Consider the following 26,736-nt stretch of genomic DNA (forward strand, 5'->3'; position numbering starts at 1 on the left):
TTGCCGGGGGTGTGGGGTGTGGGCCACACACCCCGAACCCCCGCCCCCCGCCCGGGCGGGGGGGGGCGCCGGGGGGGGGCGGCCCCCCCCCCCCCCGGGCGGGGGGGGGGGGGGCCCCCCCCCCCCCCCCCCCCCGCCCCTCTCCGTCTCCGGCTCCTGCTTCCGTCCCCGCCTCTGCCTCCGCCTTCGACTCTGTCTCCGCTTCCACTTCCACTTCCGCAGGGTTCTCTCCGCCCTCCGCAGGGAAAGGACCGCGCAGCCATGTCCCTCACCGCTTCCGCGCTCGCCGACGGCGCCTGGGGCGACGCGGCCGTCAAGTTCGGCAACAGCTTCGGCGCCATCGCGGGCTTCCTCGGCATCCTCCTGCTGGTCTTCCTCGCCGCCGGCCGGGCCACCGGCCGGATCGCCCGCCCGCTGTCCGTCGCGGTCTTCCTCGGCCCGGCGGCGCTGCTGCTGCTCGTCGGCCTCGTCGTGCCGCTGGTCCGCACCGTCTACCTGAGCCTCTACAGCGACGACAGCAGCCGGTTCGTCGGCGGCGAGAACTTCGGCTGGGCGTTCACCACCGACTCGGTGCAGGACGTGCTGGTCAACACCCTGCTCTGGCTGGTGGTCGCGCCGCTGGCGGCGACCGGCCTCGGCCTGGTGCTGGCGCTGCTGGTGGACCGGATGCGCGGCCAGGCGCTGTACAAGTCGCTGATCTTCATGCCGATGGCGATCTCGCTGGTCGGCGCCTCGATCATCTTCAAGTTCGTCTACGAGTCCCGTGATGCCTCGCAGCAGCAGATCGGCCTGCTCAGCCAGGTGGCGATCAGCCTCGGCTGGGAGCACCCGCCGAACTGGATGCTCTCCCAGCCGCTCAACACCTTCCTGCTGATGGCGGTCATGGTGTGGGTGCAGACCGGGTTCGCGATGGTGGTGCTGTCGGCCGCGATCAAGGCGATTCCGGACGAGGTCACCGAGGCGGCCCGGTTGGACGGCGCGGGCGGCGTGCGGCTGTTCTGGTACGTGACGGTGCCGATGATCCGCACCACGGTGGTCGTCGTCCTCACCACCGTCATGATCACCACGCTGAAGGCCTTCGACATCGTCCGCACCATGACCGGTGGCAACTTCGGCACCCAGGTGCTGGCCAACGAGATGTACTCGCAGTCGTTCGTGCAGTTCAACACCGGGCGGGGCAGCGCACTCGCGGTGATCCTCTTCCTCGCCGTGCTGCCGCTGGTGGCCTACAACATCGTCCAGCTGCGCAAGGAGCGTGGAGTCCGATGAGCGAGCGCCGCACACCCATCCGCCGCAGTCGCTCCAAGGCCACCTCCGACGCGCCTCCGGTGGACGCGCCGCCGGTCGCGGACGCCCGGCCCAGGTCCCGATCCGGGTTCGCGTCCGGGTCGGGGTCGGGGCGCGGATCCGGGTCCGCGCGGGACGTCCGCAAGGCCTTCAGCAGCCCGCTCGCCTCGGTCTTCGTGATCGCGGTGACGGTGCTGTGGACCATCCCCACCCTCGGGCTGCTGGCCACCTCGCTGCGCCCCAAACAGGACGTCACCGCCGACGGCTGGTGGAACGTCTTCCTCCACCCGGACCTCGGCCTGTCCAACTACCACACCGTGCTGTTCGAGGGCGGCTCCGGCGTGAGCACCGGCCTGCTGCCCTTCCTGGTGAACTCGCTGGCGATCAGTATCCCGGCGACCCTGTTCCCGCTGGTCCTGGCGGCGATGGCCGCGTACGGGCTGGCCTGGGTGCGGTTCCGGGGCAGCGACACGGTGTTCTTCGTGGTGTTCGCGCTCCAGGTGGTGCCGATGCAGATGGCACTGATCCCGCTGCTGCGGCTGTTCTCCGGCGGAGCCCACCTGGGCCCGCTGACGATCATCCCGGCGGTGGACTTCAAGGGCACCTACGCGCCGGTCTGGATCGCGCACACCATGTTCGCGCTGCCGCTGGCGATCTTCCTGCTGCACAACTTCATCGCCCAGCTGCCGCGGGACCTGATGGAGGCGGCGGTGGTGGACGGCGCCTCGCACTTCAAGATCTTCCGTTCGATCGTGCTGCCGCTCTGCACCCCGGCGCTGGCCTCCTTCGCCATCTTCCAGTTCCTCTGGGTCTGGAACGACCTCCTGGTGGCGCTGACCTTCGCCGGCGGCACGCCCGAGGTGGCGCCGATGACGGTCCGGCTGGCGCAGCTGTCCGGCTCCTTCGGCGGGCGCTGGGAGCTGCTCACCGCCGGGGCGTTCCTGTCGATCGTGATCCCGCTGGCGGTCTTCTTCGCGCTCCAGCGGTACTTCGTCCGCGGTCTGCTGGCCGGATCCGTCAAGGGGTAGCCGTCCCCGATGGGGGATTGTGGCGGTTCCGTGGACACGGTCGACACCGAACCTGTACACCGATAGGGGCAGTTGGCCGATGCGGCAAGGGGGCGGTCATGGCAGGTGCGGGCATCCGGACAGGCGTCCGATGGCGGCGCAGACTCGCGGGCCTGCTGGCGGCCCTGACCACGGCGGCGGCGGTGGTGGCGGGCCCGGCGGCCGCGCCGGCCGGGGCGGCCACGGCGACCCTGGGCAGTACGGCGGTCGGCCCGTCCACCGACACGGGGGACTCCGGCTACCTCAACGCCTCCCGGTACGTCACCGGTCCGGCGGGCGGCACGGTCAGCGCCGTCAGCGTGTACGTGGACGCGGTGGACGCCGCTCCCGCCAACCAGTACCAGGTGGCGGTCTACCGCGACAACGCGGGCAGCCCGGGCGCCCTGCTGGCGAGCAGCGGCTCCGCCACGCTCACCGCCGACAGCTGGAACACGGTGCCGCTGACGGCCGCCCTGGCCGCCAACACCCCGTACTGGCTGGCCTACAACAGCAACGGCGGGAGCGCGGCCGTCAACAACCTGCGCTACACCGCCGGCGGCACCAGCGTGTACGGCAACGGCGGCCACCCGTTCGGCGGTTGGCCGGGCGACTTCGGCGCGGTCACCACCAGCGGGCTGAGCTTCTCGATCTACGCGACGTACACCGCCGACCAGGCCCCGCCGCCCTCGCCGCCCGGTGCCGGCCCGGGCGGGGAGGGCCCGATCCTGCTGGTCACCAGCCAGGCCAATCCGTACACCCGCTACCTGGCCGAGATCCTCAAGGCCGAGGGCCTCAACTACTACCGCACGGTGGACATCTCGGCGGTGACCAGTTCACTGCTCGGCTCCTACGACGTGGTGCTGCTCGGTGAGATGCCGCTCAGTGCGGCGCAGGCGGGTCTGCTCACCACCTGGACCAACGGGGGCGGCCGACTGGTCGCGATGCGCCCGGACAGGCAGCTGGCGCCGCTGTTCGGGCTCGCCCCGGCGAGCGGCACCCGCTCCGACGCCTACCTCAAGGTCGACACCGGCGCCGCACCGGGCACCGGGATCACCGGCGACACCATGGGCTACCACGGCGCCGCCGACCTCTACACGCTGAGCGGTGCGACCGCCGTCGCCACCCTGTACAGCGACGCCGGGACGGCGACCGCCAACCCGGCCGTCACGCTGCGCACGGCCGGCAGCGGCCGTGCCGCCGCGTTCAGCTACGACCTGGCCAAGTCCGTGGTGCAGACCCGGCAGGGCAACATCGCCTGGGCCGGGCAGCAGCGGGACGGCACCGACGGCTACGAGGCCGGAGAGATGTTCTTCGGCACCGGCGGGCAGCCGGACTGGAACAACCTGGACAAGGCGCTGATCCCGATCGCCGACGAGCAGCAGCGGCTGCTGGCCAACCTGATCACCCTGATCGACTCCGCCAACAAGCCGCTGCCGCGCTTCTGGTACTTCCCGCGGGACGTCAAGGCCGCCGTGGTGATGACGGGCGACGACCACGGGGTCGGCGGCACCGCCGGGCGCTGGGACGGCTACATCGCGCAGAGCCCGGCCGGCTGCAAGGTCGCCGACTGGGAGTGCGTGCGCGGGTCCTCGTACATCTACACCGACGATCCGCTGACCCCGGCGCAGGCCCAGGCCTACACCGACCAGGGATTCGAGGTCGGCGTGCACGTCACCACCAACTGCCGCCCGTGGGGCACCACCGCCGCCCTGGAGGGCTTCTACCGCGACCAGTTGGCCAACTGGCGGGCCAAGTACCCCGCACTGCCCGCGCCTTCGAGCAGCCGCACGCACTGCGTGGAGTGGGACGACTGGGCGACGCAGGCGAAGACCAAGCTGGCCAACGGCATCCGGCTGGACACCGACTACTACTTCTACCCGTCCACCTTCACCAAGGACCGGCCCGGCTACTTCAACGGCACCGCGCAGATCATGCGCTTCGCCGACGCCGACGGCAGCGTGCTCGACGAGTACCAGGCCACCACCCAACTCACCGACGAGTCCGGCCAGTCGTACCCGGGCACCGTCACCACGCTGCTGGACGCCGCCTACGGTCCCAAGGGCTACTACGCGGCGCTGACCGCCAACATCCACACCGACTTCGCGGCCTCCACGGCCTCGGACGCGATCATCGCGGCGGCCAAGGCGCGCGGCGTCCCGGTGGTCTCCGGCCGGCAGATGCTCACCTGGCTGGACGGCCGCAACGGCTCGGCCTTCTCCAGGATGGCCTGGAGCGGGAGTTCGCTCACCTTCGACATCACCGGAGGGGCGAACGGCCTGCGGGCGATGCTGCCGGTCTCCTCCGCCTCCGGCACGCTGACCGGCATCGTCTCGGGCGGCCGGGCGCTGCCCTACCGGATCGAGACGATCAAGGGCGTGCCGTACGCCTTCTTCGACGGCGCGGTGGGCTCGTACACGGCCTCCTACGGCCGCGACACCACCCCGCCGGCCGTCACCGGCACCACCCCGGCCGGCGGTGCGACCGGGGTCGCCCCCGGTGCGGCGGTGCGGTTCTCGTTCAGCGAGCCGCTGGACCCGGCGAGCGTCACCGCCTCCGCCGTCACCCTGCGCACCTCCGGCGGCACGGCGGTCGCCGGGACGGTCGGGTACGACGCGGCGACCAACGCGGTGCTGTTCACACCGGCCGCCCCACTGGCCCTGACCACCGGGTACACCGCGAGCGTGCAGGGCGTCCGGGACGCCTCGGGCAACGCGCTGGCCGGCCCGTACCCGATCTCCTTCACCACCGGGGGAGCGCCGCCGAAGACGCTCGGGAACACCGTGGTGGGCTCGCTGGTGGACGACACGGACTCGAACCACCTGAACGGCAGCAGGGTCACCACGGGCGCCGCCGCGGTGCCGCTCACCTCGCTCAGCGTGCACGTCGGACCGGTCAGCGCGGCGCCGAACAACCAGTACCAGCTGGCCGTCTACACCGACGCCGGCGGCTCGCCCGGCACCCTGGTCGCCGCCTCCGGCGCCGGCACGCTGACCGCCAACGCCTGGAACTCGCTGCCGGTGAACGTGACGCTCGGCGCCGACACCTCCTACTGGTTCGTCTACAACAGCAACGGCACCGGCGCCACGGTGAACAACATGAACTACTCCACGGGCGCCTCCGGCTCCGGCGCCTACAGCAACTCCGTGGTGCCGTTCGGCACATGGCCGACCAACTTCGGGCCGGCGGTGAAGGACTCGCTGGTGTACTCGCTGTACGGCTCCTACTGATCCCCGGGCCGTGCCCCCGGCGGCCGGGCGCTTCTGTCACAGCCCCGTGACGGAGCGCCCGGACGTGTTTTTGAACCTGTTCAGAATAGTCTACAGTCGGCGTCAGTCGCGAAACTCGGCGTTCCCGCCGGCGGACTGCCCCGAGGGCGGTTTCCGCATGCCCACCGACCTCTGAGGGGGACTCATGTCCGGCCTGCCCACACCCACCCCGGCCGAGGCACCACGCGGTTTCGACCCCTACCGGCCGCCGGTCGCGAAGGCTCCGGCACCCACCTCCTGGCTGCGGCCCAGCGACCCCGGGCGCAAGGCGGCAGCAGGCCCCCGGGTGGTCGGGGCGGCGGCGCTGACCGGCCTGCTGACGGCCTGGATGCTGGGCGACGGCCTGGGCGTCAACCTGCTGCTCTGCGCGGTGGTCGTCGCGGTCGGCGCCGGGATCGCCGCCCGGTCGGCGGGCCGCAGGCTGCGGGTCTGGACGGTCCTCTGGAGCGTGCTGGCGCTGGTCCTGGTGGCCGTCCCCGCGCTGTCCGAGGCGGGTTGGCCGGTGGCCCTGTCACTGGTCTGCGCACTGGCCCTGACCTCGCTCGCGCTGCACGGCGGCCGCCGCTGGCCGGGGGTCCTGCTGGCCCTGCCGGGCGTCCTCTGGCACCTCGTGCCCGGCCTGCGCTGGGCCCGGGAGGGGCTGCGCGGCCTCAGCGTGCCCGGCCGGGGCAGGCTGGTCCCGGTGCTCAAGGCGGTCGTGGTGGCGGCCGTCCTGCTGACCGTGTTCGGCGCGCTCTTCGCCAGCGCCGACGCGGCCATGGCGGACCTGCTGTCGAGCCTCACGCCCTCCGTCGCCCCCGGTGAGGCGCCGCTGCGGTTCGTGCTGTTCGCCCTCGGTGTGGCGACCTCGCTCGGCTTCGCGCACATCGCGGCCGGCCCGCGCCGTTGGGACCGGACGGTGGTCAAGCCGGGCCGGGAGCGCGGGCGCTTGGAGTGGGCCCTGCCGCTGACCGCGCTCAACCTGATGTTCGGCGCCTTCGCGCTGGTGCAGGGCGTGGTGGTGCTCGGAGGCCGGGACGCGATCATGGACAGGACCGGGATGAGCCGCTCCGAGTACGCCCGGCAGGGCTTCTGGCAGCTGCTGGCCGTCACCGTGCTAACCCTGGTGGTGGTCGCCGTCGCCAAGCGCTGGGCGCCGCGCGGCACGGCCGCCGACCGCCGGCTGGCGCGCATCATGCTCGGTCTGCTCTGCCTGCTCACCCTGGTCGTGGTCGCCTCGGCGCTCGGCCGGATGTACTTCTACGTCGACGCCTCCGGCCTGACCAGGCTGCGGCTCTGGGTGCTGGTGGTCGAGGTCTGGCTCGGCGCGGTCTTCCTGCTGCTGATCGCGGCCGGGCTGACCCGTTCGGCGGCCTGGCTGCCGCGCGCCGTGGTGCTCAGCGCCGCGGTCACCGCCGCCGTGTACGGCCTGATGGGCCCGGACGCGATCGTCGCCGAGCAGAACGTGTCCCGGTTCGAGCAGAGCCGGCAGATCGATCTGCGCAACGTCCGCGACCTCTCGCTGGACGCCGTCCCCGCCCTGGACCGGCTGCCGGGCGACCACCGGGCCTGCGCGCTGGAGCTGATGCGGATCGAGGTCGAGGAATCGCACTCGCCCTGGTACGCCACCAGCCTGGCGGAGTCCCGGGCCCGGGAGATCCTGACGGACCGCCCGGTGCCGGACGACGGCTCTGCCTGCGACCGGGTCGGCCGGCGGGACTTCGACCGTACCGGGGACTACTGAGCGGGGCCGGCTCCGGTCTGGTGCGGCCTGGCCTGGCCTGGCCTGGTGCGGTGAGGTGCGGGCCGGGGGCGGTGGCCGGCTAAGCGCGAGGGCCGGTCGGGAGTGGTGCTCCCGACCGGCCCTCGCGTTGCACCGGTGCCCCTGCGTCCGCTGGTGTGCGGCCGCCGGTCAGTGCATGGCGATGCCGGACGCATCCGACGGGAGGTCGCTGGCCTTCGCCTTGATCACGAAGACGGCGACCAGCAGGGCGACCCCGGCGAGTGCGGCACCCGCGATGAAGCCGTGCGAAATGCCCTGCGCCAGGACCTCGTTGGCCGCACCCGTCCCCTTGGGGAACTCGTGCTTCTCCAGGAACTGCGCCTTCTGCTCCGGCGTGGCCGTGGCCATGAAGCCGGGCAGCTGGATCTTGGCCTCCGCCGTGGCGTAGTGCGCGAACACCGTGGTCAGGATCGACAGACCCAGCGAACCGCCGATCTGCTGCATCGAGTTGAGCAGACCGGAGGCGGCCCCGGTGTCCTCGCTGGCGACGCCCGCGACGGCGAGCAGCATGACCGGGACGAAGATCAGACCCATGCCGAAGCCGAACACCACCGTGGGGCCGAGCACCCCGTCGATGTACCCGCTGTCCGAGTTCATCTGGGTGAGCCAGCTCAGGCCGATGGTGACCATCGCGGCACCGGTGACCATGAACGGCTTCGGGCCGTACTTGACCTGGAGGCTGGACGCGAGCTGCGCGGCGACGATGATCGACGCGCTGATCGGCAGGAAGGCGAAGCCGGCCTTCAGCGGGCTGTAGTCCAGCGGGCCCTGCACGAACAGCGTCACGTAGAAGAAGATGCCGAACATGGCCGCGGCCAGGCAGAGCATCATCACCAGGCCGCCGGTGCGGTTCCGGTTGGAGAACAGGTGCAGCGGGGTGATCGGCTGCGCGGTGCGCTTCTCGATCACCAGGAACGCCGCCACCAGCAGCACGCCGGCTGCGAAGGAGCCCAGCGTGAGGGGGTCCGACCAGCCGTCCGAGGCCGCGCGGATGAACCCGTAGACCAGTCCGACCAGGCCCAGCGTGGAGGTCAGTGCCCCCGGCAGGTCGAAGCGGCCCTCGACCCGGTCCGACTCCGCGATGTAGCGCGGCGCGGCGACCGCGATCAGGACCGCGATCGGCACGTTGACGAAGAAGACCCAGCGCCAGTCCAGGTACTCGGTGAGCAGGCCGCCCGCCAGCAGGCCGATCGCCGCGCCCGAGCCGGCCACCGCGGAGAAGACCCCGAAGGCCTTGTTGCGCTCCGGTCCCTCCTCGAAGTTGGTGGCGATCAGTGCGAAGGCGGTGGGCGAACATATCGCGCCGCCGATGCCCTGGAGTGCGCGGGCGGCGAGCAGCATGCCGCCGTCCTGCGCGAAGCCGCCGAGCAGCGAGGCCAGGCCGAACAGCAGCGTGCCGAAGATGAACACCCGGCGGCGGCCGAGGATGTCGCCCGCGCGCCCACCGAGCAGCAGCAGGCCGCCGAAGGTCAGCGTGTAGGCGTTGATCACCCACGACAGGTTGGTGGTGGAGAAGTTCAGCGCGTCCCTGATCTGCGGCAACGCGATGTTCACGATGGTGGCGTCGAGGACCACCATCAGCTGCGTGGCCGCGATGACGGTCAGGGTGATGCCCTTGCGCCGGCCCGGGCTGCTTTGCGGTGGAGAGTTCTTGCTGAGCGTGTCGGAGATAGCCAAGTTATTGCCCCCTGCTGGCTATTGCTTCGTATGCTGCGGACCCGGGGTCCGCGCGTTTCCCGCGGCGTCCCGCAGGCTATGAAGGAACGGGATCGTTCACTACGCTGGACGATAGTCCTTACGAGATTGTGAACGCAAGCGTTCCCTAAGGTTGGTGACAATGGATCAGTTGGTGCGGCGCCAGGTGGTGGGCCGGGTGGCGGAGCGGGTCGCGGAACGTGTCGCGGAGCGGGCGGTGGGCCGGATGGTTGGACGCGCGACGGAGCGGTCGGGCGCGACGGCCTCGTCCGCGGTGTCCGCGTCACCGGCCTCCGCGTCACCGGTGGCGCAGGCCGGGGCTCCGGCGGCGCAGGCCGCTGTTCCGGCGGCGAGGCCCGTGGCTCACTGTCCGATGAAGGTCGCGGCCGAGGTTCTGTCCCGGCCGGCGCGCCGCCGGGGGAAGGCGCTGGAGAGCGCGATCTTCGAAGCCACGCTCGACCAGCTCACCTCCGGCGGATATGCGCGACTGACGATGGAAGGCGTCGCCGGCGCCGCGCGGACCGGAAAGGCCGCGCTGTACCGGCGTTGGGCGTCCAAGGTCGAACTGGTCATCGACGCCCTGGAGTCCACTCTGCCACGCCCTGCGGACACCCCGGACCTCGGGTCCGCCCGCGCCGAATTGCTGCTGCTCATCGGCGGTTTCGCCGAGGCGATCGGCTCGCGGGCGGGTGGGGCGATGCAGGCGCTGATGTCCGAGCTGGACCACGAACAGGCCGCGGTCTTCAAGGACTTCGTGGTGCGGCGGGTGATCGAACCGACCAAGTGCACCATTCTGGACATCCTGCAGCGGGGGGCCGAGCGCGGCGACGTCCGCCCCGGTGCGGCCACGCCGCTGGTCGCCGACGTGGCGCCGGCGATGCTGATGTACCGGGTCAAGGTCTGCGGGCGGGACGTCGGGGCGGAGTTCGCGGCCGAACTGGTCGACGAGGTGCTGATGCCGTTGATCGGCATGCCGTCGGGTGGTCCGTCGGGGGAGGGGTGAGGCGGCGGCGGTCGCGGTGGGTGACTGCGGTGGGTGATTGACGGCTCGCGCGGCGTGGGTGTGCGGGGTGGCGCGGGCGTGCGCGGCGTGGGCGTGTGCAGCCGGCGGGTGGGGCGCCCCGGTGCGGGGCTTAGGCTGGAGGTTGCCCCAGCTGAACGGATACCGCGATGCCCATCGTCCCGCCGACGCACTCCGTCGAGCGCTCGCTGCGCCGGGCCGGCGCCAAGATCGTCGTCGGTCTCGACGAGGTCGGGCGCGGCGCCTGGGCCGGTCCGGTCACCGTCGGTGCGGCCGTCACCGGCCTGCGCAAGCCCCCGGAGGGCCTGACCGACTCCAAGCTGCTCACCGAGCTGCGCCGGGAGGCGCTGGCGCCGGTCCTCGCCGAGTGGGTCACCGCCTATGCGCTCGGTCACGCCTCGGCGCTGGAGTGCGACGAACTGGGCATGACGGCGGCGCTGCGACTGGCCGCCGTCCGTGCCCTGGAGGCGCTGCCGGTCGAGCCCGACGCGGTGATCCTGGACGGCAAGCACGACTACCTCGGCGGCCCCTGGAAGGTGCGCACGGTGATCAAGGGCGACCAGTCCTGCATCTGCGTCTCGGCCGCCTCGGTGCTGGCCAAGGTCCACCGCGACGGCCTGATGGCCGAACTGGGCGAGGAGCACCTCGAGTACGGCTTCGCCGACAACGCCGGATACCCGTCCCCGGTCCACCGCGCGGCGCTGGAGGAGTACGGGCCCACCGGACAACACCGGCTCTCCTGGGCATATCTGGACGCGCTGCCCAAATGGCGCCACCTGAAGCGGGAGCGGGCGATGGCCGGCGCCCCCGGCGCAGGGCCGGCCGACGAGCAGTTGACGCTCGGTTTCTGACCTTCCGTCTGCTGTTGCCCCGGGTGGGGGAGGTGCGGCGAGGTGCGGCGAGGTGCCCAAAGGGTGGGGCGCCCGTGCGCGTTCGACGGGCATTTGATAGATATCCGGGTATGCCTGTCTTCCCCGAGGAGCCGGAGATTCACGAGAGCCTCCCGGGCCCCGGCGTTCCCTTCCCCCGCGAGTCGGACGCACAAGCCCTTCGCACGCCTGCCACCGGCAGCGCGACCACTTCCGCACCGTCCATCATCACCGCTGCCGTGCCGGTGCCGGTGCCGGGCCCTCGCCCCGCACCCCCGAGGCCGGCGCCGCCGCGCGCCGACCGCCCGGGACCGCAGCCCCGTCCGGGCCAGATCCCCAAGCCCGGCCCGCGCCGACCGGCGCCCGCCCCCGAGCCGCAGCCTGCGGTTCAACGACCCGCAGCCCGACAGCCCGAGGTCCAACTGGTCGCCGCCGCTGCGGCGGACGCGCTGGACCGGGCCGACGAGGCGGTCGACCGACTGCTGGAGTCCGGCCGCAACCCCGGCGACATCCTGGTGCTGACGGTCGGCGAGGCCCACCCCTGGCAGCAGCACGAGCTCTCCTTCGGTGAGGAGCGCTACTGGGCGCAGCTCACCGAGGGCGGCGACGTGTTCTACGCCGACGCCGCGCTGAACCGCCCGGCCCGCCGCGAGGCGGTCGTCCTGGTGGTCAACGGCGGCTCGGCCGACCGGGTCGCCCAGGCGTACACCGAGGCGCTCGGCCGCGCCGTCGCGCTGCTGGTGGTCTGCGGTGACGCGGGCCCCGTTGCCACAGCGGCCGCGGGTGCCTCGGCAGGCCGGTCGGTGCCGGCCTGAGGCGCGCCGACTGAAGGTGCGACCGCCTGAGGCGCGCCAGCTGAAGGTGCGACCGCTGGAGGTGTGACCGCCTTAGGTGGGGGCGCCTGCGGTGCGACAGCCTGCGGTGCGTACGTGCCCCGAGGCCTGGGCTGTCAGGTCTCAAGGACTTCGGCGACGCTGGGCGGACCGGCTCGCTCGGCCCCGCCCGCGAGGCCTGCCATGCCCGGCGTCCGACGGCATCCGCTGTCACGGCGCGTGGCAGGCCCGCCCGACGGCACGGATGCCGTCGGGCGCCGCCAGGCCTCAGGGGCGCTGCCACGCGCAGACGCTCCACGCGCGGACCCTCCACGGGTGGCCCGGGGCCGACCTCGGCCGACCTCGGCGTCAGCGGGTCCCGGTGCGCCGCGCCGGTTCGATGGTCGCCACCCGGGCGGGCGTCCACGGGCGCTCGGGCGGCTGGCGCAGCGGGCGCGGCCCGCGCGATCCCTCCAGCGCCGACCGGGGCGGCAGCTCCGTCACGGTGTGGACCGGTCCCTCCGCCCACGAACCCGCGTGTGGACTGCGGCCACTGCGCCCGTCGCCGAGGATCTGCCAGCCGGCCTGGGTCAGTGCGATGTACGAGCCGCAGCGCAGCCCGTGCAGCGCGGCCGCGTCCTGCAGGGCCCACATCCAGGCGCCGTCCTGCTCCGCCCAGCCGGCCGCACCGTCCCGGCAGCGCAGCAGCACCGCCGTCCGGGTCGGGGCGGCGAGCCGCAGGTCGTGCGGGATGACCTGGCGCAGGTGGCCGAGGATCGCGTTGCGGTGCTGCCAGCCGTCGGTGTGGTGCGGCCAGGGCGCGAAGGACGCCGAGGCGTTCAGCCGGTGCAGCCCGTCCAGCACGGCGACCACCACCGTGCCGGGCTGCGGCAGGTGGCGCTGGTGCAGTTCCAGGACGAACTCGCGCGGATCGCGCAGTAGCGGGATCCCCGAGGCCGCCCAGGTCTCCAGATCGATCACCCGTCTGGGCGATGAGCTCCGGGCGAGGGGATACTGACCTCGGCCGATACCGTTGATCACGATCCTCCTTCCCGACCCACGGGCGCGCGGGTACGTGTGTACGCCGAAGGACGGGTCTGTTGGACCAGATTCCGGGTACCGTCCAAGTCTCGCGGCAGATGGGGTGGAGCGGCAACGATGAAATGATGAACGCCACCCGAAAGTCCACGTTCTGCCGGATATATTCCACCGCCGCACAGGCGGCACTCAGGCGGTGCTGGATCGTGATCCAGGCAGTCCGCAGGCCGTGGGTGAGCGCGTCCACCACCTGGACCCTCCCTTCTCCGGCGGGTCACCGCCGGTCGGTCGTCGCCGTCGCCGCGTCGCGTCGCCGCTGACTCGTCCGCTCCTGCCGCCTTTCCTCCGTTCCGCCGTTCGAGTGGTCGGCCCCGGGCTGAGAACAGCCGCGGCCGGCCTCGGCCCGCAGGGCCGGGATCAGCCCTGCACGGCCAGGACCAGGGGAAGGACCGCGCTCGCCCCGGCCCGCCGCAGCAGCCGGGCGGCGACGGTGACCGTCCACCCCGAGTCGACCAGGTCGTCCACCAGCAGGACCGGCCCGCCTGCCGCGGCCACCGCGGCCTCCACCTCGGGGGGCAGCACCAGCGCGCCGGCCAGCGAGTGCAGCCGCTGGGCGCTGTTGCTCCGGGCACCGTGCGGCCGCCCCGCCGCGTACTCGATCCGCCCGAGCAGGGGGAGCCGCCCGATCTCCGCGATCCGGGCGCCGAGGCTCCCGACCAGCTGGGGGCGGGTGGCGGAGGCCATGGTCACCACGCCGACCGGTCGGTCGAGCCGGGAGCCCTCGGCGGCCGCCGGCCCCGCCCAGCCACCCGGGCCGCGCGCCCAGTCGGCCAGCACCGCGACCAGGGCGTCCACCACCTCGCCGGGGACGGCGTTGTCCGGGGCCTGCTCGGCCAGCAGCGCCCGCAGCCGGTTGCCCCACCCGATGTCCGAGAGCCGGCCGAGCGCCCGGCCCGTCTCGGCCTGTTCACCCGCCGGGATGCGCCCCTTGAGCGGCACGCCCAGTGCGTCCATCCCGGTGGGCCAGAGCCGGCGCGGCTCGAAGCTGACACCGGGGCGGCCGAGCGCGGCCCGGGCCGCGTCCAGCGCCGCGGGCGAGACGTCCGCCGTGTGCAGCGGCCCGGCGCAGTTGTCGCAGCGGCCGCAGGGCACGGCCTCCTCGTCGTCGAGCTGCCGGCGCAGGAACTCCATCCGGCAGCCGACGCCCGTCGCGTACTCGCGCATGGCGCGCTGCTCGGCCTCGCGGGAGGCCGCGACCTTGGCGTACCGGGCGGTGTCGTACGCCCAGCTCTGCCCGGTGGCCGTCCAGCCGCCCTTGACCCGTCGCACCGCGCCGTCCACGTCGAGGACCTTGAGCATCGTCTCCAGCCGGGCGCGCCGCAGGTCCACCCGGGGCTCCAGGGCGGCGGTGGACAGCGGTCGGCCGGCCTGGGCGAGCGCGTCGATGGTGCGCCGCACCTGCTCCTCGGGCGGGAAGGCCAGCGAGGCGAAGTAGCGCCAGATCGCCTCGTCCTCGCGCCCGGGCAGCAGCAGGACCTCGGCGCGGTCGACGCCGCGCCCGGCCCGGCCGACCTGCTGGTAGTAGGCGATCGGGGAGCTGGGCGAGCCCAGGTGCACCACGAAGCCGAGGTCCGGCTTGTCGAAGCCCATGCCCAGCGCGGAGGTGGCGACCAGGGCCTTGACCCGGTTGGCCAGCAGGTCGGCCTCGGCGGTCCGGCGCTCGGCGTCCTCGGTGCGGCCGGAGTAGGAGGCGACGGTGAAGCCGCGCTCGCGCAGGAAGGCCGTCACCTCGTCGGCGGCGGCCACCGTGAGGGTGTAGACGATGCCGGAGCCGGGCAGCCGGTCCAGGTGGTCGGCCAGCCAGGCCAGCCGGTGCGCCGGGTCGGGCAGGGCGAGCACGCCGAGGGTCAGGCTCTCCCGGTCGAGCGGGCCGCGCAGCACGAGGGCGTGCTCGTCGGTGGCGCCGGTGCCGAGCTGCTCGGCGACGTCGGCGGTGACCCGGGCGTTGGCCGTGGCGGTGGTGGCCAGCACCGGGACGCCCGGCGAGAGGTCGGCGAGCATGGTGCGCAGCCGGCGGTAGTCGGGGCGGAAGTCATGGCCCCAGTCGGAGATGCAGTGCGCCTCGTCGACCACCAGCAGGCCGGTGGAGGCGGCGAGCTTGGGCAGCACCTGGTCGCGGAAGTCGGGGTTGTTCAGCCGCTCGGGGCTGACCAGCAGGATGTCCACGGCGCCGGCCGCGACCTCGGCCTGGACGGCGTCCCACTCGTCGGTGTTGGCCGAGTTGATGGTGCGGGCCTGGATGCCGGCCCGGGCGGCCGACTCCACCTGGTTGCGCATCAGGGCGAGCAGCGGGGAGACGATCACGGTCGGCCCGGCGCCCCGGGCCCGCAGCAGGGCGGTGGCGATGAAGTAGACGGCGGACTTTCCCCAGCCGGTGCGCTGGACGACCAGGGCCCGTCGGTGGTCGACGACCAGGGCCTCGATGGCGGTCCACTGGTCCTCGCGCAGGACGGCGCCGGGCCCGGCGAGCTCGCGCAGCACGGACTCGGCCCGCGTCCGGACCTCGGCACGCTCGGCGGCCGTCGCGGTGCCGGTGCTGCCGGTGGCGGCGTGGGTGGTGGCGTTGGGGTGGGACTCGGGCTGCTGCATGGCGTCCATGTAACCCCGAGCCGCCGACAAGGGGCGAACGGCGATGCCCGGCAGCGGGGTGTTGAGAGGGGGCGATTCATCGGCTCTGCCGCTGAAAGGCCGGTGGATGTCCCCCGGTGGAGTGGTCCGGACTGGTCCGAATGGGGGAGGAGTTATTCACAGGCGGGGTTTATCCACAGGGAAAAAGAAAATCTCCGGAGGCGCTGGCCGGGTGCGGCAGTCTTCCCGCCATGAACAACGAACACATCGAGCTCTCCCTCGGCCCGGCCTCCGGCCACCGTCCCGTCACCATGCGCGGCCCGTCCGACATGGCCGAGCTGCTGCCCTATCTGCTGGGCTTCTTCCCCGATGACAGCATCGTCGCGGTCGGCCTCCAGGGGCCGGAGCTGTACCAGGGCGGGGTGATCCGGCTGGACATCCCCGACTCGCCCGCGCAGTGGCCGGCCGCCGCAGACGAGACGGCCGCGCTGCTCATCGGCCTCTCCGAGCAGCGGGACCGGCGACCGGTCCAAGTGCTCCTCTATCTGTGCCGCGATCCCGAGGGCGCGCACGGCCCGCCAGCGGTCGCCGGTCTCAGGCCGCTCGCGGACGGCTTGCGGGCGGCCTTCGAAAGCCGGGGCGTGGGGGTCAAGGAGTCGCTCTGCGTCTCGTCCGGCCGCTGGTGGTCCTTCCTCTGCCGCCGCGAGGGCTGCTGCGACCCGGCGGGGAACCCGATCCGCCGTGCTCCGGCCCCGGGTGCGGCGGCGGCCGCGGCGACGTTCGCCGGGCTCGCACCGCGTGGCAGCCGCAAGTCGATCATCGCGGGGCTGGATCCGATCGGCCCGCCCGCCGCGGACACCCAGCGGTCGGCCCTGGCCCGGGCCCTGGGTGCTCAGGACGGGCCGGTGCGCTCCCGCGAGCAGGGCACCGAACTGCTGGCCCAGGCCGTCGCAGAGTTCTCGGCCGGCGTCCGGGAGCTCGACGAGTGGCGCGCGGCGCAGCTGATCGTCACGCTCCAGGACCGGCAGGTCCGGGACCGCGCGGCCGAGTACGTCCGGTCGGCCGAGCTCGCGCCCGCCCAGCGGCTCTGGCGCTTCCTCGCCCAGCGCTGCGTCCCGCCGTACTCGTCCCATGCGGCGGCCCCGCTGACCTTGCTGGCCTGGACGTCGTGGGTCGCGGGGGACGCCGCGACGGCCCGGGTCGTGCTGGCCCACACCCTGCGGTCGGCCCCCTCCTACCTGCTCGCCCAGCTGCTGTACGAGTCGCTGAACGCGGGGCTGTCGCCGGAGCCGCTGCTGGCGGGAGTGGAGGCCGAGCGGCGCCGCCGCACCGCGCCCGCCGCCGACGGGCCGCAGCGGGAGGCGGCGGCGCCCGCCCGGGCCGAGGGTGAGCCGCCCGAGTCGGGGCCGGGGCCGACCGGTGGGCCGGACGGCTCGCCGGGCCCGGCCGCGGCCAGGCGCCGACGGCGCTCTGCGCGGCGGGAGGCACCGGTTCTCCTTGCCCCGCAGGCGCCCGAGTCGGCGGGCCCGGCCGTCGGACCGGTGCCGGCGGCGGTGCCGGAGGCCGACGGGCCGGCGGTGGTCGAGCCGGACGCGGGTCCGCTCGCGCAGGCCCGCCGCGGCCCCGGCTGCCGTACGACGCCCCGGGGCCCTGCCGCCCGCAAGGCGCGGTTGGGCCGGGTGTCGCCCTGGGCGGCGCCGGCCGTTGCCTCCGCCCGTCGCGGGAGGTGCCGCAGTGCCGGGGCGGCGACGAGCGGGGCTCGGCGTGCGCGCTGACCTCCACCGGGGCCGTCGACCCGGCCGCCCTCCGGCCGGCGGAGCCATCCGCTCCGACCGGCCGGGGGTGGCGCGGTCAAGGCGCCGAGCGCTGTGGCGGCGCTTGCTACGCCTCGCCGCGCACCAGGGCGATCAGCCGGTCGAGCACCTTGCCGCCGCTGACCCGCAGTCCGTCGTGCTCCCACTCGTTGGTGATCCAGGTCCGCAGCCCGCGGACGGCCCGGGCGGTCTCCAGCGAGTCGGCGGTGTCGACGTACATGTCATCGTGGTAGACGGCCGCCGCCACCGGCACCTCGTTGGCGGCCAGGCGGGCCGGGTCGTACAGGTCGGGCCATTCGGTACGGGCGGCGAGCAGGTCCGCCGTCTCCTTCAGCGGGCGCAGGGCCGGGTCGGCGTCGAACAGCCAGGGGTAGATCATCTCGCCGGTGAACAGCACCGGCGCCCCGGACTCCAGCGCCGCCTCGGCGTCGAACTCGGGGAACTCCTTGCGGACGCGCTCGGCCGACCAGGCGGTGCCGGCCGGGTCCACCGACCGCTGGCCGTAGATCGACTCGTGCAGCACGGCGTACAGCGGGCCCTCGGCGAACGAGAGCTTTGCCTGGACACCGGCCAGGAAGGTGTCGGAGAGCTCGGGCCCGCCGACACCCTCCACCCAGGCCTCCTCCAGCAGGTAGTGCAGGACGCCGGCGCCGCTGCCGGCGCCGAGCAGCATCCCGAGGCCCTGGAAGGCCTGGACGGTGAGCGATCCGCCACCGGGCAGTTGGACGGGGGCGGCGGCCAGATGCGCGGCGATCCGGCGCACGGCTTCGACGTCCTGCGGGAACCGGGTGTAGTAGTCGGCGTTCTTGCGGACCACCCGGGGGTAGGCGGCCCGGTACACGTCGTCGGCCGAGCTGTGCAGACCGGAGAGGCCACCGGTGATGAAGGCCTCGCGCAGGCCCTCCGGTGCGATCGAGAGGTAGGTGAGGGTGCAGAAGCCGCCGAAGCTCTGCCCGAGCACGCTCCAGCGCTGGTCGTCGCCGAGCAGCCGGCGGCGGATCAGTTCGGCGTCGCGCACGATCGAGTCCGCACGGAAGTGCGCGAGGTAGTCCGCCTGCTCGGCTGCACCGCCCCGCCGGGGGAGGGTCTGCCGGGTCGCGGGCGTGGACCGCCCGGTGCCCCGCTGGTCGAGCAGCAGCACCCGGTAGTCGTCCAGGGCGCGCTCCAGCCAGCCGTCCCGGCCGAGCGGGCGGGCGGCCTTGCCGCCGGGCCCGCCCTGGAGGAAGAGCAACCAGGGCAGGTCGTCCTTCGCGCGGGTGGCGGACACCACCTCCCGGGCGTACACCTCGATCTGCTCGCCCTGCGGGGCGGTGTGATCGAGGGGCAGCTCGAAGACGTGGTCGGTCGTGACGATCCCGGGCAGCCGGCTGGCGGTGGACATACAACTCCTCGGTATGCGCTGGTCACAGCTGTCACGTCACTGCTCACGGTGTTGCCGGTGCGGGCGCCGTGACCTCCGCACCGTATCCTGACCGCGATCGGACGCCGGTTCGGCGGTCGCCGTGCACAACGGGCCACCGACCGCTGCTCCGGCAGGCCGTACGGCGCGACCGACGACCCGGACGGGGCCTAGGCCGCGCCCGCGGTTCGACCAGGAACGGCAGCGCCGCGAGGCGGCGCCACCACCGCGACGGCGGCGGCACAACCGCACGCCTTCCCGCTCCGGTGACCGGCAGGGCTGCGCGGGGGCGTTACCTGCGGCCGGTCCGTGGCGTTCAACCCCGGGGCACCGCGCCCCGACGGCCCCGGAATCCCGGGGGCGTACGGGACGGCGGAGCGCCGGCCGTCGGGCCGTGCCGAACGTCCAGGACGCCGGCGCCGCGGCGTCGGCACGAGGCTCGTCCGACAGTGGGGGCGGTCGGCGCGGCCGGAACCCGCCGCCGAGGCCGCGGACCGCCACCGACGGCGGCCGCGCGGCCGCGGAACAGGGCACGGCGCCACCGGCACCACGGGAGCGCCGCACACGACGACGTGCCGGGCACAGCGAGGTGCCCGGCACCGGGCGGGGCCGGTACCGGAGCGGTACCGCGCTTCGCATGGCACGACCCGGCACCGGGTACGGCCAGACACGGCACACGCCGACGGGAACCCCCGCCGGCCCGGCACCATCAGCACGCGATCGAGCATGCTCGCGGCCCACCGGCCCCACCGGCCACCGGACCGCCGAGGGGAGGAGAGTCCGGTGACCGCCATGAGGCCACCACAGGCCGCACCGGCCGAGAGCGTGGTCGGTGCGCCGAGACCGGTCGGCCGTCCCGATCCGGTCCCCGTGGGCGCGCCCGCGGGCCAGGCCAGGTCCGCGGCCCCGTCCCGCCCGCAGCCCGCCGCCGTCCACCACGCGGTGCTCTGCGTCAACGCGCCCGCGATGGCGGCCTCCGGACCGGACGGGCAGCTGCGCGGTCACGGCCTCCACGGCTTCTACCGCTCCGGCGTCCGGGTCGTGGCCAGGATGGAGCTGCGGCTCGGCGGCATGGAGCCGCTCCCGCTCCTGGGCACCCTGACCACGGCGGCCCAGGCCCGCTTCCTCGGCGCCGTCCGCCTGCCCGGCGACCTCGACCCGGACCCGGCGCTGACCGTGGAGCGGCTGCGCCATGCCGACGGCGTGGAGACCGTCATCGTGCGGAACTCCGGGAGCCGCCCCGCCCGCCTCCCGCTGGAGATCGCCCTCGGCACCGACCTCGGCCCGGTCGGCGACATCGCCGCCGGACACCGCTCGCCCGACCTGCCCGGCCAGGTGCAGTCCGCCGGGCTGCGCTGGGCGGGGCCCGCCCACAGCGCCACCGTCAGCGCCAAGCCCTCGCCGCACGCCGTTCTCGCCGGGGCCGGCGTGCTCCGCTGGGACCTGGAGGTCCAGCCCGGCGCCCGCTGGTCGGTCGAGCTGCGCACCGAGCTGGAGGCCACCGCCCCGGGCCCGCGCCCGCCGGGCGGCCGCGGCACCGGCGTCCCGCTGCCCTGGGCGGAACCGGAGGTCCGCTGCGACGACCCGCGGGCCCAGCCGCTGGTGGCGCGTTCGCTGGACGCCCTCGGCGGGCTGCTGTTCGCCGACTCGGACCGGCCCACCGACCTCTACCCGGCCTCCGGAGCGCCCTGGCGGTTCGGGCTCGCACCGGCCGACGCGCTGTGGGCGGCGCGGCTCACGCTGCCGCTGGGCACCCGGCTGGCGGCGGGCACCCTGCGGGCCCTGGCCCGCCGCCAGCAGCCCGCCCTCCCCGCCGGCCAGGGCGGCGGCCCCGGCCGGCTGCCCGAGGGCCTGCTGCCCGGCGCGCTGCGGCACGCCGGGCCGGAGTTGCCGCCCACCTGCACCGCCACCGAGGCGACCCTGCTGTTCGTCACGGTGCTGGCCGAGGCCTGGCGCTGGGGCCTGCCCCGGCACGAGGTCGCCGAGCTGCTCCCGGCCGCCGAGCGCGCCCTCGGGGCCCTGCGCGGCGGGCTGGTCGACGGCCTCGTCACCGACCTGAGCCGCCCGGCCGAGGAGCGGGCCGCCCACCCGGCGGCGGCCCGGACGGAGGTACAGGCCCAGGCGCACCGGGCCGCCCTGCACGGCGCCGAGCTGCTGGAGGCCTTCGGGCGCCCCGGCGCCGAGGAGTGGCGCGGCTGGGCGGCCGCGCTGCGCGGGCGCTTCCGGGAGCGGTTCTGGATCGACGACCTCTCCGGCGGGCGTCCGGCGGCTGGCATCGCCCCCGGCGGCCAGCCGCTGCCCGCGGTCGCCTCCTCCTCCTTCGTCCACCTCCTCGACCCTGGGCTCTGCGCCGACGGCGGTCGGCACGAGAGCCTGCTGGACCGTGAGCAGACCAGGCTGCTGGCCCACCGCCTGGCGGCGCCGGAGCTGGACAGCGGATGGGGCCTGCGCACGCTCAGCGCCAAGTCGGCCCGGTTCAACCCGCTGGGCCACCGCAGCGGGGCGGTGCGCGTCCACGAGACGGCCCTCGCGATCGCCGGACTGGCCGAGGCCGGTCATGAGAACGAAGCCGGCGCCCTGCTGGAGGGCCTGCTCGGCGCGGCCGCCCACTACGAGGGGCGGCTGCCCGAGATGTACGCGGGGGAGCAGCGCACGCCCGGCTGCCCGCCCGTGCCGCACCCGGCGGCGTGCCGCCCGGCGGCGGTCTCGGCGGCGGGCGCGGTGCACGCGGTGTTCGCGCTCGCCGGGGTCCGGCCCGATGTCCCGGGTGGGCGGGTACTGGTCCGACCGGCCAGCACGGCGCCGCTCGGCGAGCTGCAGCTGACCGGTCTGCGGGTCGCGGGCGAGCCGTTCTCGGTCCGGGTGAGCCGGATCGGCGTGGCGATGGTGGAGGAGGCATCGGCGGAGCTGCAACTGGTCGCCCGCTGACGGTCGGGCCGGTCCGTCCGGACGCGCGGGCGGACCGCCCCCACCGCCGCCGAGGCCTGCCCTGTTCCGCAACCGGGCGGCGCTCCGCAGCGGGGTCCGGGTCGGCCCCGACGGCGGCCTGTGCTTATCGTCAGAGAGACGACTATGATCGTCGCCATGTCGCGTTATGACCCGTCGGCCTTCCCCCCGTTCGCTGTCACGGTTGACCTGGTGGTGCTGACGGTGCGGGACCACGCGCTGTGCGCCCTGCTGGTACGACGGGGCGAGCCGCCCTTCCAGGGCTACTGGGCCCTGCCCGGCGGCTTCGTCCGTCCGGACGAGGGCCTGGCCGAGGCCGCCTCCCGGGAGCTGGCCGAAGAGACCGGCCTGCGCGCGCACTCGGCCCCCGGCCACGACGGGATCGGCACCGGCGCGGCCGGCGCCCACCTGGAACAGCTCGCGACCTACGGCCACCCGCAGCGCGACCCCCGGATGCGTGTGGTCAGCGTCGCCTACCTGGTGCTGGCCCCGGACCTGCCGACGCCCAGGGCCGGCGGCGACGCCAGCAGCGCCCGCTGGGCCCCGGTCGCCGAGCTGCTCGGGCAGAACCCGGCCGACGGCGTCCCGCTCGCCTTCGACCACGGCCTGATCCTTGCCGACGGGGTCGAGCGCGCCCGATCCAAGATCGAGTACTCCTCGCTGGCGACGGCCTTCTGCCCGACCGAGTTCACCGTCGGCGAGATGCGCCGGGTCTACGAGGCGGTGTGGGGCGTGGTCCTCGACCCGCGGAACTTCCACCGCAAGGTCACCGGGACCCCGGGCTTCCTGCTGCCCTCCGGCGGTACGACGACCCGTCAGGGCGGCCGCCCGGCGCAGCTGTTCACCCCGGGCGGGGCCACCGTGCTCAACCCGCCCATGCTGCGCCCCGAGTCCTGACCGGGGCTGTCGACCGCACCCGCCCGGCCCCGGCGGACCTTTGCGTGCCGTCGCAGGATCGGATTGTCCCCTGATCGGGTGAGGTGGGCGGGCTGCGGGCCCGCGCCGCTCCCGTAATGCCCGGAATCTCCGGTCCGGCCCCCTAATGTGCTGGCGCGGGGACGTGCGGGCACGATCCCACGCCGTGCAGACCAGGTCGGCCAAGGGCATGGGAGCAGCCAGCGATGATCCAGATCACCGGACTGACCAAGGTCTACCGCAGAGGCGGTGCACCGGCGGTGCTCGATCTGACCTTCGACGCCCGTCCGGGCGTGGTCACCGCCCTCCTCGGCCCCGAGGACTCGGGCAAGTCCACCGCGCTGCGGCTGATGCTCGAACTCGAACGCGGCCAGGGCGTCACACTCTTCGACGGCCGCACCTACCGCCGGCTGCGCCGCCCCGAACGGGAGGTCGGCGTCCTGCTGGCGGACCCGGCCGGAGCCTCGGGTGCGGCCGCCGGCCACCCCGGCCGGAAGGCGCACAGCCACCTCAGGATGCTTGCGGCGGCCGTCGGGCTCCCCGGCCGGCGGGCGGACGAGCTGCTGGAGCAGACCAGGCTGGCCACCGTCGCCGGGCAGCGGCTGCGGACCTTCTCGCCCGGCATGCACCGTCGGCTCGCCCTCGCCACCGCGCTGCTCGGCGACCCGGGCACGCTGCTCCTCGACGCGCCCACCGAGGGCCTGTCACCGCGCAACGTGGAGTGGTTCCACTCCTTCCTGCGCTCGTTCGGAGTCGCGGGCGGCACCGTGCTGGTGACCACCCGCTCCCCGCAGGAGGCCGCGCAGCTCGCGGACCGCGTGCTCACCCTCGACCAGGGCCGGCTGGTGGCCGACCAGCCGGTCACGGAGTTCTGCCGGACCAGGCTCAGCCCCGAGGTGGCCGTACGCGGGCCGCAGATGGCCAGGCTCGCCGACCTGCTGATCGGCCAGGGCGCGGAGGTCCGCCGCGACGGCGGGGCCGGCCTCGCCGTCGCGGGGATCGGCCGCACCGAGATCGGCGAGCTCGCCTACCGACACGGCATCCTGCTGCACGAACTCGCCGACCGGGTGGTCGAGCAGCCCGCTCCCCGCGCCACCCTGCCGGCCGCCTCGGGCCGTTCCGGGCACATCCAGCTCCAGCCGCCGAAGGCCGGACCGGCCAAGCCCCAGTCGGCCAAGCCCGAACCGACCAAGCCCCAACCCGCTCGGACCCCGGCGACGAGGAGCCGGTCCGAGGAGGCGCAGGCGGAGCCCCGGACGGCGAAGACCCCGGCCGCGCAGGTGCCCCAGCCGGCCGCCGCGGACCCGGACGAGGGAGTGCTGCCCGCCCTGGCGCTGCCCGTCACCGCCGCCGCGGGCTCGGGATCCAGTGCCGTCACCTCCACCGTCCCCACCTCCACGGTCTCCACGTCCAAGGTCTCCGCCGCGACCGCCCTGTCGGCGGCCACGGCGCGATCCGCCAGGACCGCCGACCGCACCCCCGCCCCCGTGGCAGCCGCGGAGGCGACCGGCACCCTCGACGCCCTCGAGGACTCCCCGACGGTCGCCGTGGACCGCCTCTTCCGGGACAGCCGCACCGCCGTCACCCGGCAGAGCGACCCCGTCCCGGCCTCCACCCCCGGCCCCCGCGACCAGCGGACGGGCTCCTCCGCAGCGGACCTGCTGACCGACGACACCGTCCGCCTCGGCCGCTTCGACCCGCTGGCCGCCCGGACCGCCGCCACCCCCCGCCCGACGCCTGACCGCCCGGCCACCGACCACCCCACCGCCGACCACCAGACCCCCGACCACCAGACCCCCGACCACCGGAGCGAGTGAACCGTGCGTGTACTGGCCTACGAGCTGCGCCGGCTGCGCGGCCTCCGCTCCACCTGGCTGCTCCTCGCCGCCGTGCTGCTCTGCGACGCGGTGGCGGCCGCGGTGCTCGCCCACCAGACGCCCGCGGGCTCGCTGGCCGCCCCGGCCGGCGTCCGGCTGCTGACGGCGGCCGTCCCGCTGATCCCGCTGCCGTTCGCGGCCCTCGGTGCCGGGGCGCTGGGCGCCCTCTCGTACGGGCACGAGGTGCGCTACCCGGGCCTGGCGGCCTCGCAGGTGTCGTACTCGCGCCGGGTGCGGCTGCTGCTGGCCAAGCTGATGGTGATCGGCCCGGTGGCGGGGCTGCTGGCCCTGGCCACCCTGCTGATCGACGCCGTGGCCGCGCACCTCGCGCTGCCGGCCGGGGTGGTCGTGGCGGCCTGGTCCGAGCCGGCCGTGCTCTCGGCCGAGGTGACCCAGGCGCTCTCCGCGGCCGGTCTGACCGGGCTGGCGGACCTGCCGGGGGCGCTCGCCCCGGTGGCGCTCGGGGCCGGCCACGGGTCGCCGTCCGCCCTGCTGGCCTTCGTCGCGCTGGTGGTGGTGGCGGGCTGGACGGGCGTGCTGACCGCCTCGCTCACCCGCAGCGCCGCGGCCGGCGTGCTGCTGCTCTGCGCGCTGCCGCCGCTGCTGGAGTCCGGGGTGGCGCTGCTGCTGCGTCAGACCGGCACGGCCTGGCCGTCCCGGGCGGCCGAACTGCTGCCGTTCCAGTCCGGCGTGGAGTGGGCGTACGGATGGGTGTATGGCGGGGACCGCCGGGTTGCGGCGACCGGGTCGGCGCTGACCGATCCCGCCCTGCTCGCGGCGGTGGTGGCGCCCGCGTTCGTGCTGCTGCTGGTCTGCCTGCTGGTCCAGGTCCGCCGCCGCGCGCTCTAGGACCAGTCCGCCTGGCACCCGTCAACTCCCGCCGGGCGGCCCGGTGTCCGGTAGGGCCGGTCCGGCCGTCGGGTCGTACGCGGTGGGCTCCGGCGATGGGATGCTGACGATCCGTCTCCGCCCTGCCGGGCTCTGCCGAGCTTTGCCAAGATCGACCAGCAGTGACCGTAATGCGCGGTTCTTCCTGATAAGAAGTCAATTATCCAGTCACGGGCGATCACCCTTTCGTGTGCTTTTCACGAGAATCCTCAAGCTGGGCCCGCGGATCGCCGACAAAGGACCTGTGAGTACCCTTGCGCACCCCACCATGACCACCGCCCGCTCCATCGACGGCGCCATCCACGGCCCTGGCGATCTGGACCGTTTCTCGTACGCCGACCGGCCGACCCCGCCGGCGCCCCGCTGGGAGGGCGCCGAGTCGGACCTCGCCCGGGTCGGCCGCAAGACCACCAGCAGTCGCGGCCGAGGCCTGCACGGCCAGCTCGTGCAGCAGCTCGGCCAGATGATCGTCTCCGGCGATCTCGGCGCCGATCGCCCGCTCGTCCCCGAGGAGATCGGCCAGCGGTTCGAGGTGTCCCGCACGGTCGTCCGCGAGTCGCTGCGCGTGCTGGAGGCCAAGGGCCTGGTCAGCGCCCGGCCGAACGTCGGCACCCGGGTCCGGCCGGTCGGCGACTGGAACCTGCTGGACCCGGACATCATCGAGTGGCGCGCCTTCGGCCCGCAGCGCGACGAGCAGCGCCGGGAGCTGTTCGAGCTCCGCTGGGCGATCGAGCCGCTGGCGGCCCGGCTCGCCGCCGGCCACGGCCGCGAGGACGTCCAGCAGCGGCTGGTCGAGCTGATCGACATCATGGGCCACGCCGCCGCCCAGGCCGACCTCTCGACCTATTCGCGGGCCGACGTCGAGCTGCACGTCCTGGTCCTGCAGATGGCGGGCAACCGGATGCTGGAGCACCTCTCGGGAATCGTCTCCTGCGCCCTGCAGGTCTCCGGAGGTCCGGCCATCTCCTGCGAGCGCCCCTCGGAGGCCTCGGTCAGCCTGCACGCCCGGCTGGTGGACGCGCTCGGCACCGGCGACGGCACCGCGGGCGAGGCCGCGATGCGGGCGCTGCTCACCGTCCACCCGGAGATCGAGCCGTCCGTCCCGGCTCCCCGGGAGCACTGAGCCGTCCATTCGGCGACCGAGTGGCTCCCCGCGAACCCCAGGCCCTCCGGCCGCACCGCACGGCGCGACCGGAGGGCCTCGGCATGGGGCGGGCGCGGCGCGGGGCGGACGCGGGGCGTCGGACACCGGACCTGGCCGTCCGGGGTACTTGCATCGTGTCCATGTCACGCGCTTCGCGGAGAGTGCGCGATGATGGAAGTCGGCCCCCGGGCCGCGGGCGCCGAGTGGTGTGACCCGCGACACGAAGGCCATGCGTAACACTTGACGAGTAGCAGCGATGTGTACGGAGCGGAAGCAGCTCCGGAATACCCCAACATGTCAGAATGCTGTGTTGATCCACGGCGCTGTTG

The 26,736-nt window shown here is 74.3% G+C and carries 17 protein-coding genes; 13 read left to right on the forward strand and 4 right to left on the reverse strand.

All coding sequences use genetic code 11. The annotated features are described in order from the left end of the window. Window positions 1-261 precede the first annotated feature (261 nt). The 4 genes from ACIGZJ_RS25275 to ACIGZJ_RS25290 all read left to right on the forward strand — a co-directional run bounded on the left by ACIGZJ_RS25275 (window position 262) and on the right by ACIGZJ_RS25290 (window position 7,322). A complete protein-coding gene (locus ACIGZJ_RS25275; protein ID WP_396459343.1) occupies window positions 262-1,269 on the forward strand; it encodes a carbohydrate ABC transporter permease in 1,008 nt (335 codons plus the stop codon). Continuing rightward, complete coding sequence (locus ACIGZJ_RS25280) at window positions 1,266-2,315, forward strand: carbohydrate ABC transporter permease (RefSeq protein ID WP_396459344.1); 1,050 nt, start codon at window positions 1,266-1,268, stop codon at window positions 2,313-2,315. The genes ACIGZJ_RS25275 and ACIGZJ_RS25280 overlap by 4 nt, the downstream gene beginning before the upstream one ends. A 98-nt stretch (window positions 2,316-2,413) precedes the next feature. Beyond that, window positions 2,414-5,560, forward strand: coding sequence for an Ig-like domain-containing protein (locus ACIGZJ_RS25285; RefSeq protein WP_396459345.1), 3,147 nt, complete (start codon window positions 2,414-2,416; stop codon window positions 5,558-5,560). A 184-nt stretch (window positions 5,561-5,744) separates the two neighbouring features. Beyond that, window positions 5,745-7,322 carry a DUF4153 domain-containing protein gene (locus ACIGZJ_RS25290; RefSeq protein WP_396459346.1) on the forward strand — a complete coding sequence of 526 codons (1,578 nt, stop codon included), beginning with the start codon at window positions 5,745-5,747 and terminating at the stop codon, window positions 7,320-7,322. A 168-nt stretch (window positions 7,323-7,490) separates the two neighbouring features. Here ACIGZJ_RS25290 and ACIGZJ_RS25295 read toward each other — a convergent pair whose 3' ends face one another. Next, a complete protein-coding gene (locus ACIGZJ_RS25295; RefSeq protein ID WP_396459347.1) occupies window positions 7,491-9,038 on the reverse strand; it encodes an MFS transporter in 1,548 nt (515 codons plus the stop codon). 160 nt (window positions 9,039-9,198) lie between these two features. Here ACIGZJ_RS25295 and ACIGZJ_RS25300 point away from each other — a divergent pair, with 160 nt between their 5' ends. From ACIGZJ_RS25300 to ACIGZJ_RS25310, 3 genes are all read left to right on the forward strand, one after another. After that, entirely contained in the window at window positions 9,199-10,059 is an 861-nt protein-coding gene (locus tag ACIGZJ_RS25300; RefSeq protein ID WP_396459348.1) for a TetR/AcrR family transcriptional regulator, read from the forward strand. Window positions 10,060-10,226: 167 nt separating this feature from the next. Beyond that, window positions 10,227-10,928, forward strand: a complete 702-nt coding sequence (locus tag ACIGZJ_RS25305; RefSeq protein ID WP_396459349.1) for a ribonuclease HII — start codon at window positions 10,227-10,229, stop codon at window positions 10,926-10,928. Window positions 10,929-11,038: 110 nt separating this feature from the next. Further along, window positions 11,039-11,761 carry a hypothetical protein gene (locus ACIGZJ_RS25310; protein ID WP_396459350.1) on the forward strand — a complete coding sequence of 241 codons (723 nt, stop codon included), beginning with the start codon at window positions 11,039-11,041 and terminating at the stop codon, window positions 11,759-11,761. Between the two features lie 366 nt (window positions 11,762-12,127). On the opposite strand, the gene ACIGZJ_RS25315 is transcribed toward ACIGZJ_RS25310, so the two are convergent. Continuing rightward, complete coding sequence (locus tag ACIGZJ_RS25315; RefSeq protein WP_396459351.1) at window positions 12,128-12,739, reverse strand: hypothetical protein; 612 nt, start codon at window positions 12,737-12,739, stop codon at window positions 12,128-12,130. 474 nt (window positions 12,740-13,213) lie between these two features. Then, window positions 13,214-15,445: a RecQ family ATP-dependent DNA helicase gene (locus tag ACIGZJ_RS25320; RefSeq protein ID WP_396459352.1), complete on the reverse strand. Its 2,232-nt coding sequence runs from the start codon at window positions 15,443-15,445 to the stop codon at window positions 13,214-13,216. 230 nt (window positions 15,446-15,675) lie between these two features. Between ACIGZJ_RS25320 and ACIGZJ_RS25325 the strand changes: the two genes are divergently transcribed. Then, a complete protein-coding gene (locus ACIGZJ_RS25325; RefSeq protein WP_396459353.1) occupies window positions 15,676-17,199 on the forward strand; it encodes a DUF4192 domain-containing protein in 1,524 nt (507 codons plus the stop codon). A 106-nt stretch (window positions 17,200-17,305) separates the two neighbouring features. On the opposite strand, the gene ACIGZJ_RS25330 is transcribed toward ACIGZJ_RS25325, so the two are convergent. Further along, window positions 17,306-18,619, reverse strand: coding sequence for an alpha/beta fold hydrolase (locus ACIGZJ_RS25330; RefSeq protein WP_396459355.1), 1,314 nt, complete (start codon window positions 18,617-18,619; stop codon window positions 17,306-17,308). An 810-nt stretch (window positions 18,620-19,429) separates the two neighbouring features. Here ACIGZJ_RS25330 and ACIGZJ_RS25335 point away from each other — a divergent pair. The 5 genes from ACIGZJ_RS25335 (at window position 19,430) to ACIGZJ_RS25355 (ending at window position 26,386) form a co-directional block, all read left to right on the forward strand. Further along, a complete protein-coding gene (locus ACIGZJ_RS25335) occupies window positions 19,430-21,565 on the forward strand; it encodes a glycogen debranching N-terminal domain-containing protein (RefSeq protein ID WP_396459397.1) in 2,136 nt (711 codons plus the stop codon). A gap of 156 nt (window positions 21,566-21,721) precedes the next feature. Next, window positions 21,722-22,480, forward strand: coding sequence for an NUDIX domain-containing protein (locus ACIGZJ_RS25340; protein ID WP_387950094.1), 759 nt, complete (start codon window positions 21,722-21,724; stop codon window positions 22,478-22,480). A 224-nt stretch (window positions 22,481-22,704) separates the two neighbouring features. Next, window positions 22,705-24,315, forward strand: a complete 1,611-nt coding sequence (locus ACIGZJ_RS25345) for an ATP-binding cassette domain-containing protein (RefSeq protein WP_396459356.1) — start codon at window positions 22,705-22,707, stop codon at window positions 24,313-24,315. A gap of 3 nt (window positions 24,316-24,318) precedes the next feature. Then, window positions 24,319-25,224: a hypothetical protein gene (locus ACIGZJ_RS25350; protein WP_396459357.1), complete on the forward strand. Its 906-nt coding sequence runs from the start codon at window positions 24,319-24,321 to the stop codon at window positions 25,222-25,224. 283 nt (window positions 25,225-25,507) lie between these two features. Beyond that, window positions 25,508-26,386 carry a FadR/GntR family transcriptional regulator gene (locus tag ACIGZJ_RS25355; RefSeq protein WP_396459358.1) on the forward strand — a complete coding sequence of 293 codons (879 nt, stop codon included), beginning with the start codon at window positions 25,508-25,510 and terminating at the stop codon, window positions 26,384-26,386. Window positions 26,387-26,736 lie beyond the last annotated feature (350 nt).

The sequence above is a fragment of the Kitasatospora sp. NPDC052868 genome (genome assembly GCF_044547105.1).
Taxonomy (GTDB): domain Bacteria; phylum Actinomycetota; class Actinomycetes; order Streptomycetales; family Streptomycetaceae; genus Kitasatospora.

Bases quoted from the DNA above. Each gene is read 5' to 3' on its own strand.
- ACIGZJ_RS25275 (WP_396459343.1), top strand. From the start codon at position 262: ATGTCCCTCACCGCTTCCGCGCTCGCCGACGGCGCCTGGGGCGACGCG.
- ACIGZJ_RS25280 (WP_396459344.1), top strand. From the start codon at position 1,266: ATGAGCGAGCGCCGCACACCCATCCGCCGCAGTCGCTCCAAGGCCACC.
- ACIGZJ_RS25285 (WP_396459345.1), top strand. From the start codon at position 2,414: ATGGCAGGTGCGGGCATCCGGACAGGCGTCCGATGGCGGCGCAGACTC.
- ACIGZJ_RS25290 (WP_396459346.1), top strand. From the start codon at position 5,745: ATGTCCGGCCTGCCCACACCCACCCCGGCCGAGGCACCACGCGGTTTC.
- ACIGZJ_RS25300 (WP_396459348.1), top strand. From the start codon at position 9,199: ATGGATCAGTTGGTGCGGCGCCAGGTGGTGGGCCGGGTGGCGGAGCGG.
- ACIGZJ_RS25305 (WP_396459349.1), top strand. From the start codon at position 10,227: ATGCCCATCGTCCCGCCGACGCACTCCGTCGAGCGCTCGCTGCGCCGG.
- ACIGZJ_RS25310 (WP_396459350.1), top strand. From the start codon at position 11,039: ATGCCTGTCTTCCCCGAGGAGCCGGAGATTCACGAGAGCCTCCCGGGC.
- ACIGZJ_RS25320 (WP_396459352.1), bottom strand. From the start codon at position 15,445: ATGCAGCAGCCCGAGTCCCACCCCAACGCCACCACCCACGCCGCCACC.
- ACIGZJ_RS25325 (WP_396459353.1), top strand. From the start codon at position 15,676: ATGAACAACGAACACATCGAGCTCTCCCTCGGCCCGGCCTCCGGCCAC.
- ACIGZJ_RS25330 (WP_396459355.1), bottom strand. From the start codon at position 18,619: ATGTCCACCGCCAGCCGGCTGCCCGGGATCGTCACGACCGACCACGTC.
- ACIGZJ_RS25335 (WP_396459397.1), top strand. From the start codon at position 19,430: ATGAGGCCACCACAGGCCGCACCGGCCGAGAGCGTGGTCGGTGCGCCG.
- ACIGZJ_RS25340 (WP_387950094.1), top strand. From the start codon at position 21,722: ATGTCGCGTTATGACCCGTCGGCCTTCCCCCCGTTCGCTGTCACGGTT.
- ACIGZJ_RS25345 (WP_396459356.1), top strand. From the start codon at position 22,705: ATGATCCAGATCACCGGACTGACCAAGGTCTACCGCAGAGGCGGTGCA.